Here is a 15,889-nt window from a genome sequence, read left to right on the forward strand (position 1 = left end):
CTGCCCTCACGTCAGACGGTTACCGTTCTGCCACCGGCGCTGAGTGCTTTCGCCCCATTTTCGCGCACGGCACCGCGTTTTTTGAACGACGGCCCGCGTATCTGCGGGCTTACCACCAGCGGTCCGTTTCTTGCTTGAGCCAGCTTAATCAATGACATGGCATTTTGCCGTCAGTCATTTCAAAGCTTGATTCGCCGCACAGGCGAGTGGTTCTAGGAGTCGTCGGACATGCAAAGCCTTTTGTCGCCAGGAATCCGCCTGCTCGGACGTTTTGGATTCGCGCGCAAGTTCCAGATCCTGTTTTTTCTGTTCATGCTGCCCCTGGCGGGCAGCTTGTGGATGATCGCGCAGGAGTACCGCACCAAGCAGACGGTGATTTCCAATGAGCAATTCGGCGTGCGCGAACTGCTGGCCCTGGATGCCCTGGACGCCCAACTGACCGCCCAGCGCAATCTGGCCGCACGCTGGAAAGCCGCCGACATCCTCCACGACCAGACACCCGCCGCCAAAGCCGCAATGACGGCCGTGGACACCAATTTTCCGCTGATCCTGCAAAGCGTGCAGGCCCTGGGCGAGGCCCTGAAAGCCCAGAACGCCAGCGCTGATACCCTCGCTCGCTTCGAAGCACTAAAGGCTTCGGTCACCGACATGGACTCCCAGGCCCTGCGCACCGTGGGCTGGTGGCCGGACGGCTACGACCGCTTCACTTCCGCATTGAGCGCGATGCAAACCCTGCGCGAGCAGATCACCATGGACACCGGTTTGATCCTCGACCCGTGGCTTGAAACCTATTTGCTGATGCAGATTTCCACCCAGCAAACACCTGACCTGATCGAGCGTATCGGGCGCATGGCGAGCGTCGGGCAGTCGTCCATCGCATCGGGGCAGTTCACCCTGCAAAGCCGTTTGCAGATGCGTGATTTACGCGGTCGCATTGGCGATGCAAGGGACCAGTTGGTCAAGGCCGCCGCATCCCTCAAGGCCAAGCAATATCCGGGGCTGCAAACCTGGATCGCGCAATACGACGACAGCTTGCAACTGCTGGACAACGAACTGAAGACCCTGGACGAAGGCGTGTTCGGCGGCACCATCAAGCTCGATACCACCGGCTTCGAACGCAGTGTGGATGGCATGCTCGGCACCCTCGGCGCGTTGCGTAAACAGTCGCTGACCTCGCTGGACGCGCGGCTGGGTTACTACCGCGACAGCTCGCTCAAGCAATTCATCCCAGTGGCGGTGACGTTCAGCGTGCTGGCGCTGGCAGCGCTGTACCTGTTCGTGTGCTTGCAGGCATCGATCCGCCGCAGCGCCAGCGGCATCACCACCCTGGCCGAATCCCTGCGTGACGGCAATCTGTGCGTGGAAGTGGCGGTGGAAGGGCGTGACGAACTGGCCGCCATCAGCACCGCGCTCAACGTCGCCGTGGTGCAGTTGCGCACCAGCCTGTTGGGGGTCAATCACGAGACGCAGCAGTTGGGCTCTGCGGTGCTGACCCTCAATTCACAATCAGGCAGCACGCTGACCGAAGTGGAAGACCAGCAACAGCAGATCAGCCAGATTGCAGCGGCCGCCACACAGTTGGCCGCGACCTCCATGGGGGTCGCCAAGAGCTGCGAGCAGGCCTCCGGCAGTGCGCAAAAAACCCGGCAGATTGCCGAAGACAGCAGCCGCGACAGCCAACGCACCACCGCCAGTATCCAGCAACTCAACCAGCGCCTGACCGACACCTCCGATGCATTGGAACGCGTCAGCCAGCAGGGCCAGCAGATCCAGTCGGTGGTCGACACCATTCGCGGTATCGCCGAGCAGACCAACCTGCTGGCGCTGAACGCCGCCATCGAGGCGGCGCGGGCCGGTGAGCAGGGGCGGGGTTTTGCGGTGGTGGCCGATGAGGTGCGCAGCCTGTCCCAACGCACCCAGGCCTCCACGGCGCAGATCGCCGGGACGGTCGACAGCTTGCGCGCGACGGTGAGCCAGGCGGTCACCCTGATGGGCGCGGCCTGTGAGCAAGCGGTGACCGATGCCGAGTCCGTCACGGGCTTGGGCCATCGGTTGGGCGAGATCGCTAGCGCGGTGCAGAGCGTCACTGACACCCTGGCGCAGATCGCCACGGCGGTTGAAGAGCAGGCGGCGACGGCGGATGAAGTGAGCGGCAATATCCAGCAGGTTGACCAGGCCGCCGGGCGCTTGCTCGATGGCGCGCGGGCGGTGAATCAGGCGGCGGATATGTTGAGCAAGGGCAGCCGAGCATTGAGCGATAACACGGCGCGGTTCCAGCTGGGTTGAGGGTGTGTTGGCGGGGCAAACTGTGGTATTCAGCTCCCTACAGCCCAGCAAGGAACGCAGATGAATTTCTTCAAGAAGCTCTTCGGGGCACGGAACACGCCTGAGCCCCAGTCGCCCGAGCCCGTGGCATCACCCGAAACCGCCGCGCAAAAGCTCAATTACGACGACCTGACCGAAGCAGAGGCGGCGAACCACGCCGCGTGCATGGCCAGCGCGCAATGCCTGGATCGCCATTGGCAAACGGTAGGTACTGTTGAGCGGGACGTGCTCTCGTACATCATCAGCCCGAGTTTCAGCGGTGGGCCTGATTGGCCGTCGACCCGCCAGGCGTACCGGGTGGTTCGCCGGGACCATGCCATCGTGCTCGCCACGGACGGCCTGTCAGACCCTTTCGATGACGCCGAGGGGTTGGGCAATGGCTTCGAAATGGAGCTGTTCCTGGAGACGTCCGATATCCCCGAACATGCCCGGGGTGTGTTAGGGGAGATTGATCCTTTAAAGCAGAGCTGGGCGTTTGAGCTGATAGAGCACGTCGCAAAAACCGTGGCGAACGCCGGCGGCATTACCCATCAACTGGACCGCCACGGTGTGTTGTCCCTGGAGCTGCCCGGGTTCAGCCAGTCGCACCACATGAGCGATCAGCTGCCGCCTCTGTTCGTCACCGAGGACGATGCCACGGGCGTGCTGTTGGGCGGCCCTGATCCGGACTTCCCGACCCGCCTGGACGACATGCCGCTGTCCCCGGTCAGGCTGGTTCCCGTGGTATTGATCACCGCGTCCGAGCTGGAATACGTGCGCACCGGCGGGCGCGAAGCACGGGAAGATCTGGTCAGCCGCCTGAAGGCTGCTGGCATCGGGCACACCAGCAGCCTTCGTCGGGCCAGCGTGGTATGAGGCCGGTAGAAGCGCTCTCCCGTTCGACGAGCCAGAGACCTTTTCAATGATCTCCGATCCGTTCCGTATTCCAACCGATGCTGAAATCGAGAAGGCCGCGAGCAACCTGAACTTCCCGTTCCCTGCGGCGTATATCGAGTTCCTCAAGGGCGGCAGCGATGTGGCCAATGCGACGTTCGAGCCGGCCGTGATCCTGCCGGGCACGAGCCATCTCGATTTGTTCGAAATCGCCCAGGTTGCGTGGAACCAAATGGGGGTGCCAAAGGAGTGGCTGCCGTTCATTGAAGAAAACGGCGACTACTTCTGCGTGTCGCAGACAGGGCAGGTTCGGTATTGGTCGCACAATGGCCCGACGAATGAGCGCTGGCCGAATTTTTCGGCGTGGTTCCAGCAGGTATGCGTGGAGTGTGAATAAACGGGCAGCTTTCGACGGGTGAATGGAATGCTCTATCATGAGTTTTTACTCATAAACGATTGCCCGCCCGGGAAGCAATGCCATGAGAGACCTGCCACCCACCTCGACATTGCGTGCCTTTGAGGTTGCGACTCGGCACACCACGTTCACCTCTGCTTCGCAAGAGCTGCACGTCACCCAAAGTGCCGTCAGCCATCAACTCAAGCACCTCGAAGAACTCTGGGGATTGCAGCTGTTCCAGCGGGGCAAGTCACTCAGCCTGACACCTGCCGGCGCAGCCCTTGCGCCCATCGTGCGCGAGTTCTTCATGAACCTTGAGGCGACACTCGCGGACCTGCGGGAGCAAAAGGGCAGGGTGCGGCTCAAGGTCAGCACCACCTATTCCTTCGCGCTGAAATGGCTGCTGCCACGTTTGCCGAGCCTGGCCCAGCGGCATCCGGAAATACTGGTCACGCTGGACTCCAGCGACAAGATCATCAACTTCTCCAGTGCGGAGGCTGATGTTGCGATCCGCTTGGGCAACGGGAATTACCCGGCGCTTTACTCGGAGTTCCTGTTCCGCGAGCAGATTTTTCCAGTGGCCAGTCCCGATCTGTTGAAGCGCTTTGGCCGGCCAAACACGCCCGCCGAATTGCTGCGCTATCCCTTGCTGATGCGCGACGGCGCCGACCTGGTGCCGAAGTGGGAAGTGTGGTTCCAGCACGTCGGGCTGGCGATTTCGCCACTCAATGAGAGTGTCAGGTTTCCGGATACCAACATGACGATCGAGGCGGCGTTGCTCGGCCAGGGCATCGCATTGGCGCGCAGTGGGCATGTGGAGTCAGAGCTGAGCGACGGCAGCCTGGTCAAGCTGTTCGATGTGCCGTTCCCATCCCCGGTCGCCTATTATTTTGTGTGCCCCAAAGGGCTCGAATCCCAGCCTCACATCGTCAGCTTTCGTGATTGGTTGATGCAGGAAGCGGTAAACGCCGGACTCGCCTACGAATAAAGCATGAGGATTTGCTCATTCTTCAATGAGGAGACTTCGTTTCAGTTAACGCGCCGGTTTGCTTAGGATTAGCGCATGCCTTATCACATCATTCTCTTGGTCCTGTTCGCCGCCTTACTGCACGCCAGTTGGAATGCGCTGCTGCGTGGCGGCGCCGACCGGCTCTGGTCGATGACGGTGATGTGCCTGGCGGTCGCTATTGCCAGTGGCGCCGCTGCCTTGTTCCTGGAAGTGCCGGCGCCAGCCAGTTGGTTCTATGTGGTGCTGTCAGCGGTACTGCATGTGGGCTACAACCTGTTCCTGGTGCGCAGCTACAAGGTGGGCGACCTGGGGCAAACCTATCCGATTTCACGGGGCTCCTCGCCGGTCCTGATCACCCTTGGCGCCGCAGTGTTTGCCGGGGAGAGCGTGTCGGCCAGCGCGCTGCTGGGCATTGCCCTGGTGTCTGGCGGGATTATTTCACTGGCGTTCAGGGGCCGTCGCCTGGCCGTGCCCAGCCTGCCATATGCCCTTGGCACCGGCTGTTTCATTGCCGCTTACAGCGTGACAGACGGCATCGGCGCACGCCTTTCCGGCGCTCCCGTGGCCTACACCGTATGGATGTGCGCCCTGTGGGGTGTGCTGATGCCGGCGGTGTACATCGGCCTGCGCGGGGCCAAGAGTTTGTTCAGCGTGCGGCCCGGATTCTTCACGGCGTTCGCCGGCGGGCTGGTGTCGCTCCTGGCCTACGGAATCATCATCTACGCCATGGCCGGTGCACCCATGGGCGCGGTGTCGGCGTTGCGCGAGACCAGCGTGTTGTTTGCGGCGCTGATTGGCTATTTCTTTCTCGGCGAGACACTGACGGTGCGCAAGGTATTGGCGTGCGTGGTGATCGCCACCGGCACCCTCCTCATCGGCTGAGGACAGGTAACGCATTTCCCACCACCACATGAAGGTTCGCTCAATGGATACCGTCCCGCAGGCACCGCTGATTCTGATCACGGGTGGAAGCCGTGGCGTTGGCGCCGCTACCGCGCGGCTGGCTGCCGCACAAGGTTATGACGTGGCGATCAGCTTCGTTTCCGACGAATCTGCTGCCCTCGCGGTAGTGGCGGATGTAGAAGCGGCGGGGCGCCGGGCCTTGGCCGTGCGTGCAGACAGCGCAGACCCGGAGCAGGTCGTTCAGTTATTTGCCGCGATAGATCGGGCGTTCGGGCGCATCGATGTACTGGTTAACAACGCCGGGATCAACGCGTTGCAATCCCGGGTCGAGGACCTGGCGTTCGAGCGCATGCAGCGGATTTTCGCGGTCAATGCGATCGGGCCGATGCTGTGTGCCCAGCAAGCGGTGAAGCGCATGTCGTTTCGTCACCAGGGGCGGGGCGGTTCTGTGATCAATATCTCGTCGGCCTCCGCCCGGCTGGGCAGCCCCAACGAATACGTCGACTACGCCGCATCGAAAGGCGCGCTTGAGACCTTCACCATCGGGTTTGCCAAGGAAGTTGCAAGGGAGGGAATACGCGTCAACTGCATCCGCCCCGGGCATATCTACACCGACATTCACGCCAGCGGCGGAGAGCCGGGGCGGGTTGATCGCGTTAAAGACTCGATCCCCATGGGCCGGGGCGGTCAGCCTGAAGAAGTGTCCAGGGCGATCCTGTGGCTGGCAGGCGCCGAGGCGTCCTTCATCACGGGTACGTTCCTGGATGTCACCGGCGGTAAATGAGCAGCAGGGCGTGGCACCGAGGCTCCCCCCGGTAGGCCACGCCAGGCATGCTTGCGCCGGGTCAGCTGTTGAGCTTGATCTGCTCTTTCGCCAGCTTCACCACATTCTCCAGGGTAAAGCCGAACTTGGCCTGCAACTTGGCCAAGGGTGCCGAGGCGCCAAAGCTGTTCATCACCACCTTGGCCCCGGTCTGCCCTACGTAGCGATCCCAACCCAGCGGGCCCGCCTGTTCCACCACCAGCCGTGCCTTCACTGTTGGCGGCAGCACGCTGTCGCGGTAGGCCTGGTCCTGTTCTTCGAACAGTTCCCAGCTCGGCATCGACACCACTTGCGCCGCCACGCCTTCAGATTTCAGTTGCTCATAGGCCTCCACCGCCAGGCTGACTTCACTGCCGGTGGCCATCAGGATCACCTGGGGCTTATCGGCGCCGGCCAGCACATAAGCACCACGGGACGTGCCCGAGGCTGCGGCGTATTTCGTGCGATCCAGGGTCGGCAGATTCTGCCGCGACAGCACCACGCAGGTCGGCCGGTGGGTCTGGGCCAGGGCGATCTTCCAGGCCTCCAGGGTTTCATTCGCGTCGCCTGGGCGCAGGGTCAGCAAGCCCGGCGTGGCCCGCAGTTGGGTCAGGTGTTCGATGGGCTGGTGGGTGGGGCCGTCTTCGCCGACACCAATCGAGTCATGGGTAAACACGAACACCACCGGCAGCTCCATGATCGCCGCGAGGCGAATCGGCGGCTTCATGTAATCGCTGAACACGAGGAAGGTCGAGGTATACGGCCGCAGGTACGACAGCGCCATGCCGTTGGCAATCGCGCCCATGGCATGTTCACGAATACCGAAGTGCAGGTTGCGCCCGCCGTAGTTCTCGGCACTGAAGCGCCCGGCGTCGTCGAACGTCAGGTTGGTCTTGGTGGACGGCGACAAGTCTGCCGAGCCCCCCAGCAGCCACGGGATTTGCTTGGCAAACGCATTCAACACCTCGCCACCGGCGGCACGGCTGGCGACGCCCTTGGCATCCGCGGCAAAGCTCGGCAGTTGCTCCTGCCAATGCTCGGGCATCTCGCCCGCACGCATGCGGCGCAGCTCATCGGCCAGTTCCGGCTCGTACTGTTCGAGGTGGGACAGGGTTTCGGTCCATTGCTCATACAGCGGCTTGCTGCGCTTAAGCAGCGCATCCCGCAGGACCGTACGCGCTTCCTCCGGTACCAGGAAGCTTGAGTCTTCGGGCCAGCCGTAAGCCGCTTTGGTCAGGCGGATTTCCTCTTCACCCAAGGGCTCGCCATGGGCCGACGCGGTGTTGTGTTTGTGAGGCGAGCCATAGCCGATCACGCTGTCGACGACGATCAGCGTCGGAGCCCCGGTGTTTTTCTGGAAGGTGCTCAGGGCGTCGCTCAGGGCCAGCAGGTTGTTTGCATCGGTGACGTGCAACGTGTGCCAGCCATAGGCCTGGAAACGCTTGATCACGTCTTCGCTGAAGGCCAGTTCGGTGTGACCTTCGATGCTGATGGTGTTGTTGTCGTAGATCCAGCACAGGTTATCCAGCTTCAAGTGCCCGGCAATGGACGCAGCTTCGCTGCTGATGCCCTCCATCATGTCGCCGTCGCCACACAGGGTGTAGACGTTGTAGTCGAACAGCACCTGGCCGTCGCGGTTGAAACGCTTGGCCAGCCAACGCTCGGCCATCGCCATGCCGACGCTGTTGGCGCACCCCTGGCCGAGAGGCCCGGTGGTGGTTTCCACGCCAGTGGTCATGCGGTATTCGGGGTGGCCGGGGGTTTTCGAGCTCATCTGCCGGAACTGCTTGATGTCGTCCAGGCTGATGGCCGGCTGGCCGGAGCGCTTGCCGTGGGCGTCAATCTCCACCACGCCCGCCAGGTGCAACAGTGAATACAACAGCATCGAGGCATGGCCCACGGACAATACAAAACGGTCACGGTTGGGCCAGTCGGGATGCTCGGGGTGATAGCGCAGGAAGCGGCTCCACAAGGTGTAACCGACGGGCGCCAGGCCCATGGGCGTGCCGGGGTGGCCGGAGTTGGCCTTCTGCACAGCGTCCATGGCGAGGGTACGAATAGTGTTGATGCACTGGGTGTCGACAGCGTTGGCAGCGTGATTCATGGAACCTGTTCTCCATCGGGTGACGATCTACAGTGGAGGGCAGCCTGCGCCAAAGGTTTTATGAAATCGTCTGCCCCGCGACGAACGGGGCGCAAACGCGACAGGTTCATCTCAAACATGACAAGAGCCCATCGGATGGGCTAGCTTCAAGGGGCATTCAGTCATTGATCAACTTGCGGAGGTACTCCATGCCAGTGAAACACGACCTGTATCAGGACCTGACTTTCACCAAGGAAGACATTCAACAGCGCAGGGCGGGCGACAACTACCTGGATTCGCTGTTCCACCAGTACGACAGCGCCGACAAGGAGGTTTTGGAGCTTGAGTCCTCCAGTGGCGGCGACGAGGAGCTGGAGAAGCTGAAGAAAAAACGCCTGTTGATCAAAGATAAGATCGTCGAGCAGTTGGAGAAAGCTACAGCCAAGTAAAATATTTGTTCAGAATTGCCTGAAAGACAGCGGCACCGCCGCTGCCTATCATGCCAATCGTTCGCCCGGCACTGGGGCTCTTAGACGGCGCATGGAATGCGCTGTGGCCGGGCGAACTCTCTCTTTCAAGCCAGCAGCGCGCGTTTGCATTCGTCAATCGAGCGCTGCTGGGTTTCCCCGTACAACTTCAGCTCATCAATCGTCTGACGGCCCAGGGCCTTTTCAAACTCGGCCTGGTTGGAGTTGGCCGCGTAGTGACTTTGCGCCGCATCCCCCAGGTTCGACTGGAAAATCCCCGCCGCACTCACGGGCAGAAAATCTTCGTACACCAATGGCTCCACATCCACGTGGCCGGCGGCGATCAGTTCGTCCAGGGTGGCGGCCTTGTCCTGCGCGGCCAAGCCTTTCTCGGTCACGAAGTAGCGGAAGTACGCCAGCTCCTGCTCGCGCATCTCGCGGTGATTATCGGGAAACCTCTGGAAGTGCTGCTCCATCAATTCGGTGTAGCGCCCGGCATTGGCCTCATTCGGAAACGCGCCCAATTCATCCCGTGCAGCATTCAGCAGTTGGTCATACAGCGCACGGCCCTTGGGGGTCAGCGCCACGCCGCGTTGTTCGATCTCACCGAAGCGCGCGCTGTGGCTGCCCTTGGCATCGGTAAACGCAATTGCCTCGTCCAGGGCCTTGAAGCTGGTCTGGCGCAGCAGGATCGGGCACTGGCGGCGGGGCGGGCCTTCGATCACGGCCTTGGGGGTGATGCCTTTGCCGGGCATCGCGGCCTGTACCTGGTCGATGTCCAGGGTGCGCGGCGTCAGGTGGTTTATGTGCGGGCCCTTGAAGGCCACCACGTCGGCGATCAGCCGGTGCTGGTCGCTCAGTTGCTGGTATTGCGCGGCGGTGACGGTGGCGGTGTGGTGCCAGCGGAAGGTTTCCAGGGCTTGCTGGATAAACGCTTCGGCGTGGGTAGCGTCGAGGCCGCCGTCGGCTTCCGCCTGTTGGATCAGCTCAAGGGCGCGCGGAGTGAAGATCGAGCGTTTGGCCAGGGCTGACTCGGCGAATGCGCGCAGTTCAGGATTTTCGATCAGCTCCAGACGCAGCAGGGAAGTGAATACCCGGAACGGGCTGGTTTGCAGGGCGCTTTCATGCACGGCGCGAAAGGCCGTGGAGTGCACCGGTACCCCGGCGGGCGTGAGGTCGTAATAGCCCACCGGCTGCATGCCCATCACCGCAAACAGGCGGCTGATGGTCGCCAGTTCTTCGGCGGTGCCCAGGCGGATGGCGCCGTGGCGCTCCATGTCCAGGCGCTGGATTTCCCCGGTGCGCTGCAGTTGGTGAGCCAGCGCGGCGTCGGTGTTGAGCACGCGGGCGTTGGTCTCGGCCACCAGTTCCATCAGGGCGCCGTACAGCGGCACTTCATCGCGGTACATGTCGGACATGGCTTTGGAGAAGCCTTTGCGAATGTCGTCAGGGCTGACATGGCGGGCGGTGGGCATAGAAAAATTCCTGGCGGCTGTCGAGGTGAACTACACGGTTGCCTGATTTTGTTGGGCCCGCCATTGCCTTGCAAACGAAGATTCCTCTGGACTTCATTCTGCAAATGAATGAGCTGGATGTTATTAGCTTCACGTGCATCTCAGCGCCGATGGGTTCTACACTGGCCGTCCCCTCTGAACGCGACGGAAGACTCGATGACGGCACAGCCTGCGACGAACATTCTGAACACGATTGAAGGCCAGCGCCTGGCCAAGGATGACGCCGAGCGCTGGCGTGACTGGGGCCCTTACCTGAGTGAGCGGCAATGGGGCACGGTGCGCGAAGACTACAGCGCCGACGGCGATGCCTGGCGCTACTTCCCCCACGAACACGCCCGCAGCCGCGCCTACCGCTGGGGCGAGGATGGCCTGGCGGGCTTCAGCGACAAGGCCCAGCGCTGGTGCCTGGGCCTGGCGCTGTGGAACGAGCACGACGCGATCATCAAGGAGCGCCTGTTCGGCCTGAACAACGCCGAGGGCAACCACGGCGAAGACGTCAAGGAACTGTACTTTTTCGTCGATGGCGTGCCGAGCCATGCCTACATGCGCATGCTCTACAAGTACCCCCACGCGGCCTTTCCCTACGACGACCTGATCACCGAAAACGCCCGGCGTGGCCTGGGGGATGCCGAATACGAAATCCTCGATACCGGGGTTTTCGAAGACAACCGCTACTGCGACGTCACGGTGGAATACGCCAAGCATCAGCCCGATGACGTGTTCATGCGCATCACTGTCCACAACCGATCGGACCAGCCAACGCGCCTGCAGGTGTTGCCGCACCTGTGGGCGCGTAATGACTGGAGCTGGACCCACGATGCCCCCAAGCCTGAATTGCGCCTGGAAGGCGAACAGGTGGTGGCGCGGCACCATGAATTGTTTGATCGCCACCTGAGTGCCTGGGGCCAGGACAGTGTGGAATGGTTGTTCTGCGAGAACGAAACCAACTTCCCCAAGCTCGACGGGCAACCTGGGCCGGGGCCGTTCAAGGATGGGATCAACGACTATGTGACCACGGGTTCGGAAGCAGCGATTCGCCGGGATTCGGGGACCAAGGTGGCCGCGCGTTTCATCCTCGAACTGGCGGGCCAGGAAAGCAAAACCCTGTACCTGCGCTTCGCCCCGGCGGAGGCGCCGTGGATCAATGCGCGCAAGCTGTTCGAAGAACGCCGTCAGGAGACTGATGATTTCTACGCGGCGCTGCAGCAGGGCATCGCCGATGAAGACGCACGCAACGTGCAGCGCCAGGCTCTGGCGGGGTTGTTGTGGTCCAAGCAGCTGTATTACTTCGACGTGAATCAATGGCTCGACGGCGACCCGGCCCAGCCGGCGCCGCCGCCCGAGCGTTTGCATATCCGCAATACCCATTGGCGGCACCTGTCGAATTTCGACATCCTCTCGATGCCCGACACCTGGGAGTACCCGTGGTACGCCTCGTGGGACCAGGGTTTCCAGGCGGTGGCGTTTGCCCTGATGGATCCGGGGTACGCCAAGCAGCAACTCCTGTTGTTGGTGAAAGACCGCTTCATGCACCCCAACGGGCAGTTACCGGCGTACGAATGGCGTTTCGACGACGCCAACCCGCCGGTGCATGCCTGGGCCAGCTGGCGGGTGTACCAGCAGGACAAGGCGCTGAACGGCGTGGGCGACATGGATTTTCTCGAGCGGATCTTCCACAAGCTGCTGCTGAATTTTTCCTGGTGGGTTAACCGTAAGGACGCCGAGGGCCGCAACCTGTTCCAGGGCGGGTTTCTCGGGCTGGACAACATTGCGCTGTTCGATCGCTCGGCTGATTTGCCGCCGGGTTATCAGTTGGACCAGGCGGACGGAACGGCGTGGGTGGCGGCGTATGCGCTGGACCTGATGCGTATCGGCCTGGAACTGGCCAAGCGCAACGTGGTGTATGTGGACATCGCGGTGAAGTTCTTTGAGCACTTCCTGTATATCGCCGGGGCGATCAACCGGGTAGACGACAGTGCCGAAGGCTTGTGGGATGAGCAGGATCAGTTTTTCTATGACGTGCTGCATCGTCCGGGCGGTGAAAGTGAGCCGGTGCGGTTGCGCTCCATCGTTGGCCTGATGCCGCTGTTTGCGGTGCTGGTGCTGGAGCAGCGGGAGCATGAAGGGCTGGAAGGTTTGCGCGAGCGGTTGCTGGGGTTTATGAAGCATCGGCCGGACCTGGCCAAGTTGGTGTCGCGCTGGAACGAGCCGGGGCAGGGGAATCGCCTGTTGCTGGCGCTGTTGCGGGGGGAGCGGACCAAGGATTTGCTGCGGCGCATGCTGGATGAGTCTGAGTTTCTCTCGACGTTTGGTGTGCGGTCGCTGTCGAAAGCGTTTGCCGAGGAGCCGCTGGCGCTGAAGATGAATGGCAATACGCTGTGTGCCCGTTATGAGCCGGCAGAGTCGGATTCGCGGTTGTACGGGGGTAACTCTAACTGGCGTGGGCCGTTGTGGATGCCGGTCAATTACATGCTGATTGAGTCGTTGCGGGAGTTTCATCGGTACTACGCGGATAATTTTTCGGTGGAGTATCCGGCGGGGAGTGGGTATCTGGCTTCGCTGGAGGAGGTTGCGGATGGGCTCAGTCAGCGGTTGACGCGATTGTTTCTGAGGGATGAGAACGGTTCGAGGCCGTCGATGGTGGGGTATGCGCAGTTGGAGGCGGATCCGGGCAGTCGCGATTTGGTGTTGTTTCATGAGTACTTTCATGGCGAGACCGGGCGGGGGTTGGGGGCTTCGCATCAGACGGGGTGGAGTGCGTTGGTGGCGCTGTTGTTGCAGCCTCGGTAGGGGGGCATATCCGTTGTTTAGGTAACGGCGGCTTATGGTTCCGCCCTTACGGCGGCTAACCCGGCGTCCTGCCGGGTTAGCCACGCTCCAAAGCCTGCGTTCGGCCAGCGTGGTTTAACGGGGCGCCTAAGATCAAAAGCAGATTAAGAGCGCAGCGGCCTACCGGCCGGCTTGAGTGTGGTGAGGCAAAATCAAAAGCTGAAGCGGGCACGGTCCAAATGTGGGAGCTGGCTTGCCTGCGATGGCATCACCTCGGTGTACCTGATGCACCGAGTTGTCTGCATCGCAGGCAAGCCAGCTCCCACAGATCAGAACCAGGTACATTCGCCGCCCCTCATGCCTGGGTGGAGTCCGGAAAATTTGTTTTGGCTCGGAAACGAAAAATCCCGCCATTGGCGGGATTTTTCGTTTTAGCGCGGGTTTGATCAGGCCGGGAACAGCTCGCTCAATTTCATGGCCAACATCATGTCGCCTTCAGTGCGCAGTTTGCCGCCCATGAATGCCTGCATGCCGTCGGTGGAGCCGTCGACGATGCCTTTCATGGTTTCGCCGTCCATCACCAGAGTGACTTGGGCGTCTGGGTTTTCACCTTCCAGCAGTTCGCAGGTTTTGTTTTTCACGACCAGCGAGAAGTTCTGGGTGTCGTCGATACGGAAACCGAACACCAGGTCCAGGCCGTCGGCAGCGGCTGGGTTGAATTTGGCTTTCATTGCTTCTACGGCTTTAGCTACGTCAGTCATGGTTTCGATCCTTTTATGGTGAGTCCAGTGACCTTGGGGTCACGGTTGGCCGCAGCTCATCGGAAGGTGATGAGCTGCGGCGCCTTCAACAGTTGCAAGTGGGTATGGCTGTTGAAGGAAGCCAGTGCCACCTCGCGACCACGGAATTTCAGCTGGTTGAGCGAGGTGTTAACAATTTGCCAGTTCAGTTCGAAGGCCTGTGCAGCAGGCATCCGGGTAATCAGGTGGAGCAGGGCCGTGATGGTGCCGCCGGAGGTAAACACGGCGATTTTGTCACTGTTGTCGGCGGCTTCGAGGAGGCGTTGCAGGCCGCCCTGGACGCGCTCGACAAACCCCAGCCAGCTTTCCAGGCCGGGCGGGTCGTAGGTGCCGGCCAGCCAGCGTTCGACAATCAGGGAAAAGATGCGCTGGAACTCGCCGCGGTTTTGCGCGGCGTTGCGCAGGATGTGCAGGGCTTCGGGTTCGCTGTGCAGCAGGTCCGGGAGCAGGGCGCGGATGATCGCCTCGGCGTCGAACTCGTTAAACGCGCTGTCGATTTCCAGCGTGGGTACCGGCAAGCCGAGGGCGCTGTATTGTTCGAAGGCGGCGGTGGCGGTGTGCTGCTGCCGGCGCAGGTCGCCCGACACGCAACGGTCGAAGCTCAGGCCCAGTTCCGCCAGGTGGCGGCCCAGCACTTGCGCCTGTTGCACGCCGATGGGCGACAGCACGTCGTAGTCGTCTGCACCGAAGGAGGCCTGGCCATGTCGAATCAGGTAGATGCTGCCCACGTCCGTTTTCCCGGTACGTTGAAAGTCTGGCGAGGTTATGAGGATGCCGGGAAGCTGTCAATGAAAAAACATACGCTTGTTTTAAAAGGTCGTTAGAGGCCCGTTGCTGGCGGTTTGATCACTGGCCCCATGACGGTGGCGTCGGTATGCTTGGGCAATCCGCGCCTGGCGCACTGCACTTGTAAGGAGTCACATGGATTTTCTGGCCGAGTACGCTACTTTCCTGGCTAAAACTGTCACCCTGGTCGTCGCCATCCTGGTGGTGCTGATCAGTTTTGCCGCGCTGCGCAGCAAGGGCCGCCGTAAAGCCGCCGGCCAGTTGCAGGTCAGCAAGCTCAATGATTTCTACAAAGGCCTGCGTGAGCGCCTGGAGCAGACCTTGCTCGACAAGGACCAGCTCAAGGCCCTGCGCAAGTCCGAAAGCAAAACCGAAAAGAAGAAAGGCAAGAAGAAACCCGAAGCCAAGCCTCGGGTGTTCGTGCTGGATTTCGACGGCGACATCAAGGCCTCGGCCACTGAAAGCCTGCGCCATGAAATCACCGCACTGCTGAGCCTGGCCACGCCCAAGGACGAAGTGGTACTGCGCCTCGAAAGCGGCGGCGGCATGGTTCACAGCTACGGCCTGGCGTCGTCGCAACTGGCGCGTATCCGCGAGGCGGGCGTGCCGTTGACCGTGTGCATCGACAAGGTCGCGGCCAGCGGCGGCTACATGATGGCGTGCATCGGCGAGAAGATCATCAGCGCACCGTTTGCCATCCTTGGCTCCATCGGTGTGGTGGCGCAGTTGCCCAACGTCAACCGCCTGCTGAAGAAGCACGACATCGACTTCGAAGTGCTGACCGCCGGTGAATACAAACGCACCCTGACGGTGTTTGGCGAAAACACCGAGAAGGGCCGCGAGAAGTTCCAGGAAGACCTGGACATCACCCATCAACTGTTCAAGAACTTCGTGTCGCGCTACCGCCCGCAGTTGGCCATTGATGATGTGGCCACCGGTGAAGTCTGGCTGGGTGTCGCGGCGCTGGACAAGCAACTGGTAGACCAGTTGCAAACCAGCGATGAATACCTGGCGACCAAGGCCAAGACCGCCGAGGTGTTCCACCTGCACTATGCCGAGCGTAAAAGCCTGCAGGAGCGGGTAGGCCTGGCGGCCAGCGGTTCAGTAGACCGGGTGCTGCTGACCTGGTGGAGCCGCCTGACCCAGCAGCGTTTCTGGTAA

13 protein-coding genes are annotated in these 15,889 nt (G+C 61.5%); 9 read left to right on the forward strand and 4 right to left on the reverse strand.

All coding sequences use genetic code 11. From position 1 onward, the window contains the following. Positions 1–228 precede the first annotated feature (228 nt). The 6 genes from K0H47_RS16720 (at position 229) to K0H47_RS16745 (ending at position 6,291) form a co-directional block, all read left to right on the forward strand. Positions 229–2,286 (forward strand): methyl-accepting chemotaxis protein, encoded by a 2,058-nt coding sequence (locus tag K0H47_RS16720; RefSeq protein ID WP_219273262.1) that lies wholly within the window; start codon positions 229–231, stop codon positions 2,284–2,286. A gap of 60 nt (positions 2,287–2,346) precedes the next feature. Next, positions 2,347–3,180 (forward strand): suppressor of fused domain protein, encoded by an 834-nt coding sequence (locus K0H47_RS16725; RefSeq protein ID WP_093198126.1) that lies wholly within the window; start codon positions 2,347–2,349, stop codon positions 3,178–3,180. A gap of 46 nt (positions 3,181–3,226) precedes the next feature. Then, positions 3,227–3,595 carry an SMI1/KNR4 family protein gene (locus K0H47_RS16730; protein WP_201141507.1) on the forward strand — a complete coding sequence of 123 codons (369 nt, stop codon included), beginning with the start codon at positions 3,227–3,229 and terminating at the stop codon, positions 3,593–3,595. Between the two features lie 82 nt (positions 3,596–3,677). Continuing rightward, positions 3,678–4,583, forward strand: a complete 906-nt coding sequence (gcvA, locus tag K0H47_RS16735; protein WP_177026537.1) for a transcriptional regulator GcvA — start codon at positions 3,678–3,680, stop codon at positions 4,581–4,583. Between the two features lie 75 nt (positions 4,584–4,658). After that, positions 4,659–5,486, forward strand: a complete 828-nt coding sequence (locus K0H47_RS16740; RefSeq protein ID WP_063031092.1) for a DMT family transporter — start codon at positions 4,659–4,661, stop codon at positions 5,484–5,486. A 43-nt stretch (positions 5,487–5,529) separates the two neighbouring features. Beyond that, complete coding sequence (locus K0H47_RS16745) at positions 5,530–6,291, forward strand: SDR family oxidoreductase (protein ID WP_219273263.1); 762 nt, start codon at positions 5,530–5,532, stop codon at positions 6,289–6,291. Positions 6,292–6,352: 61 nt separating this feature from the next. On the opposite strand, the gene tkt is transcribed toward K0H47_RS16745, so the two are convergent. After that, the gene (gene tkt / locus K0H47_RS16750; protein ID WP_177072149.1) at positions 6,353–8,413 is read right to left on the reverse strand and encodes a transketolase; all 2,061 of its coding nucleotides are present in this window, start codon (positions 8,411–8,413) and stop codon (positions 6,353–6,355) included. 188 nt (positions 8,414–8,601) lie between these two features. Between tkt and K0H47_RS16755 the strand changes: the two genes are divergently transcribed. Continuing rightward, on the forward strand, positions 8,602–8,841 hold the full coding sequence (locus K0H47_RS16755) for a DUF465 domain-containing protein (RefSeq protein ID WP_219273264.1): 240 nt from the start codon (positions 8,602–8,604) through the stop codon (positions 8,839–8,841). Positions 8,842–8,966: 125 nt separating this feature from the next. Here K0H47_RS16755 and K0H47_RS16760 read toward each other — a convergent pair whose 3' ends face one another. Next, positions 8,967–10,334 carry a VOC family protein gene (locus tag K0H47_RS16760; RefSeq protein ID WP_063031084.1) on the reverse strand — a complete coding sequence of 456 codons (1,368 nt, stop codon included), beginning with the start codon at positions 10,332–10,334 and terminating at the stop codon, positions 8,967–8,969. A 195-nt stretch (positions 10,335–10,529) separates the two neighbouring features. On the opposite strand from K0H47_RS16760, the gene K0H47_RS16765 reads away from it, so the two are divergent. After that, positions 10,530–13,163, forward strand: coding sequence for a glucosidase (locus K0H47_RS16765; protein ID WP_219273265.1), 2,634 nt, complete (start codon positions 10,530–10,532; stop codon positions 13,161–13,163). Between the two features lie 425 nt (positions 13,164–13,588). Here K0H47_RS16765 and K0H47_RS16770 read toward each other — a convergent pair whose 3' ends face one another. Both K0H47_RS16770 and K0H47_RS16775 read right to left on the reverse strand, forming a co-directional pair. Continuing rightward, positions 13,589–13,903 (reverse strand): SCP2 sterol-binding domain-containing protein, encoded by a 315-nt coding sequence (locus K0H47_RS16770; RefSeq protein WP_017479029.1) that lies wholly within the window; start codon positions 13,901–13,903, stop codon positions 13,589–13,591. 56 nt (positions 13,904–13,959) lie between these two features. Beyond that, positions 13,960–14,670, reverse strand: coding sequence for a histidine phosphatase family protein (locus K0H47_RS16775; RefSeq protein ID WP_093198097.1), 711 nt, complete (start codon positions 14,668–14,670; stop codon positions 13,960–13,962). A gap of 193 nt (positions 14,671–14,863) precedes the next feature. Here K0H47_RS16775 and sohB point away from each other — a divergent pair, with 193 nt between their 5' ends. Continuing rightward, the gene (gene sohB / locus K0H47_RS16780; protein WP_017479031.1) at positions 14,864–15,889 is read left to right on the forward strand and encodes a protease SohB; all 1,026 of its coding nucleotides are present in this window, start codon (positions 14,864–14,866) and stop codon (positions 15,887–15,889) included.

The sequence above is a fragment of the Pseudomonas sp. Xaverov 83 genome, assembly GCF_019352905.1.
Classification (GTDB): Bacteria; Pseudomonadota; Gammaproteobacteria; order Pseudomonadales; family Pseudomonadaceae; genus Aquipseudomonas; species Aquipseudomonas yamanorum.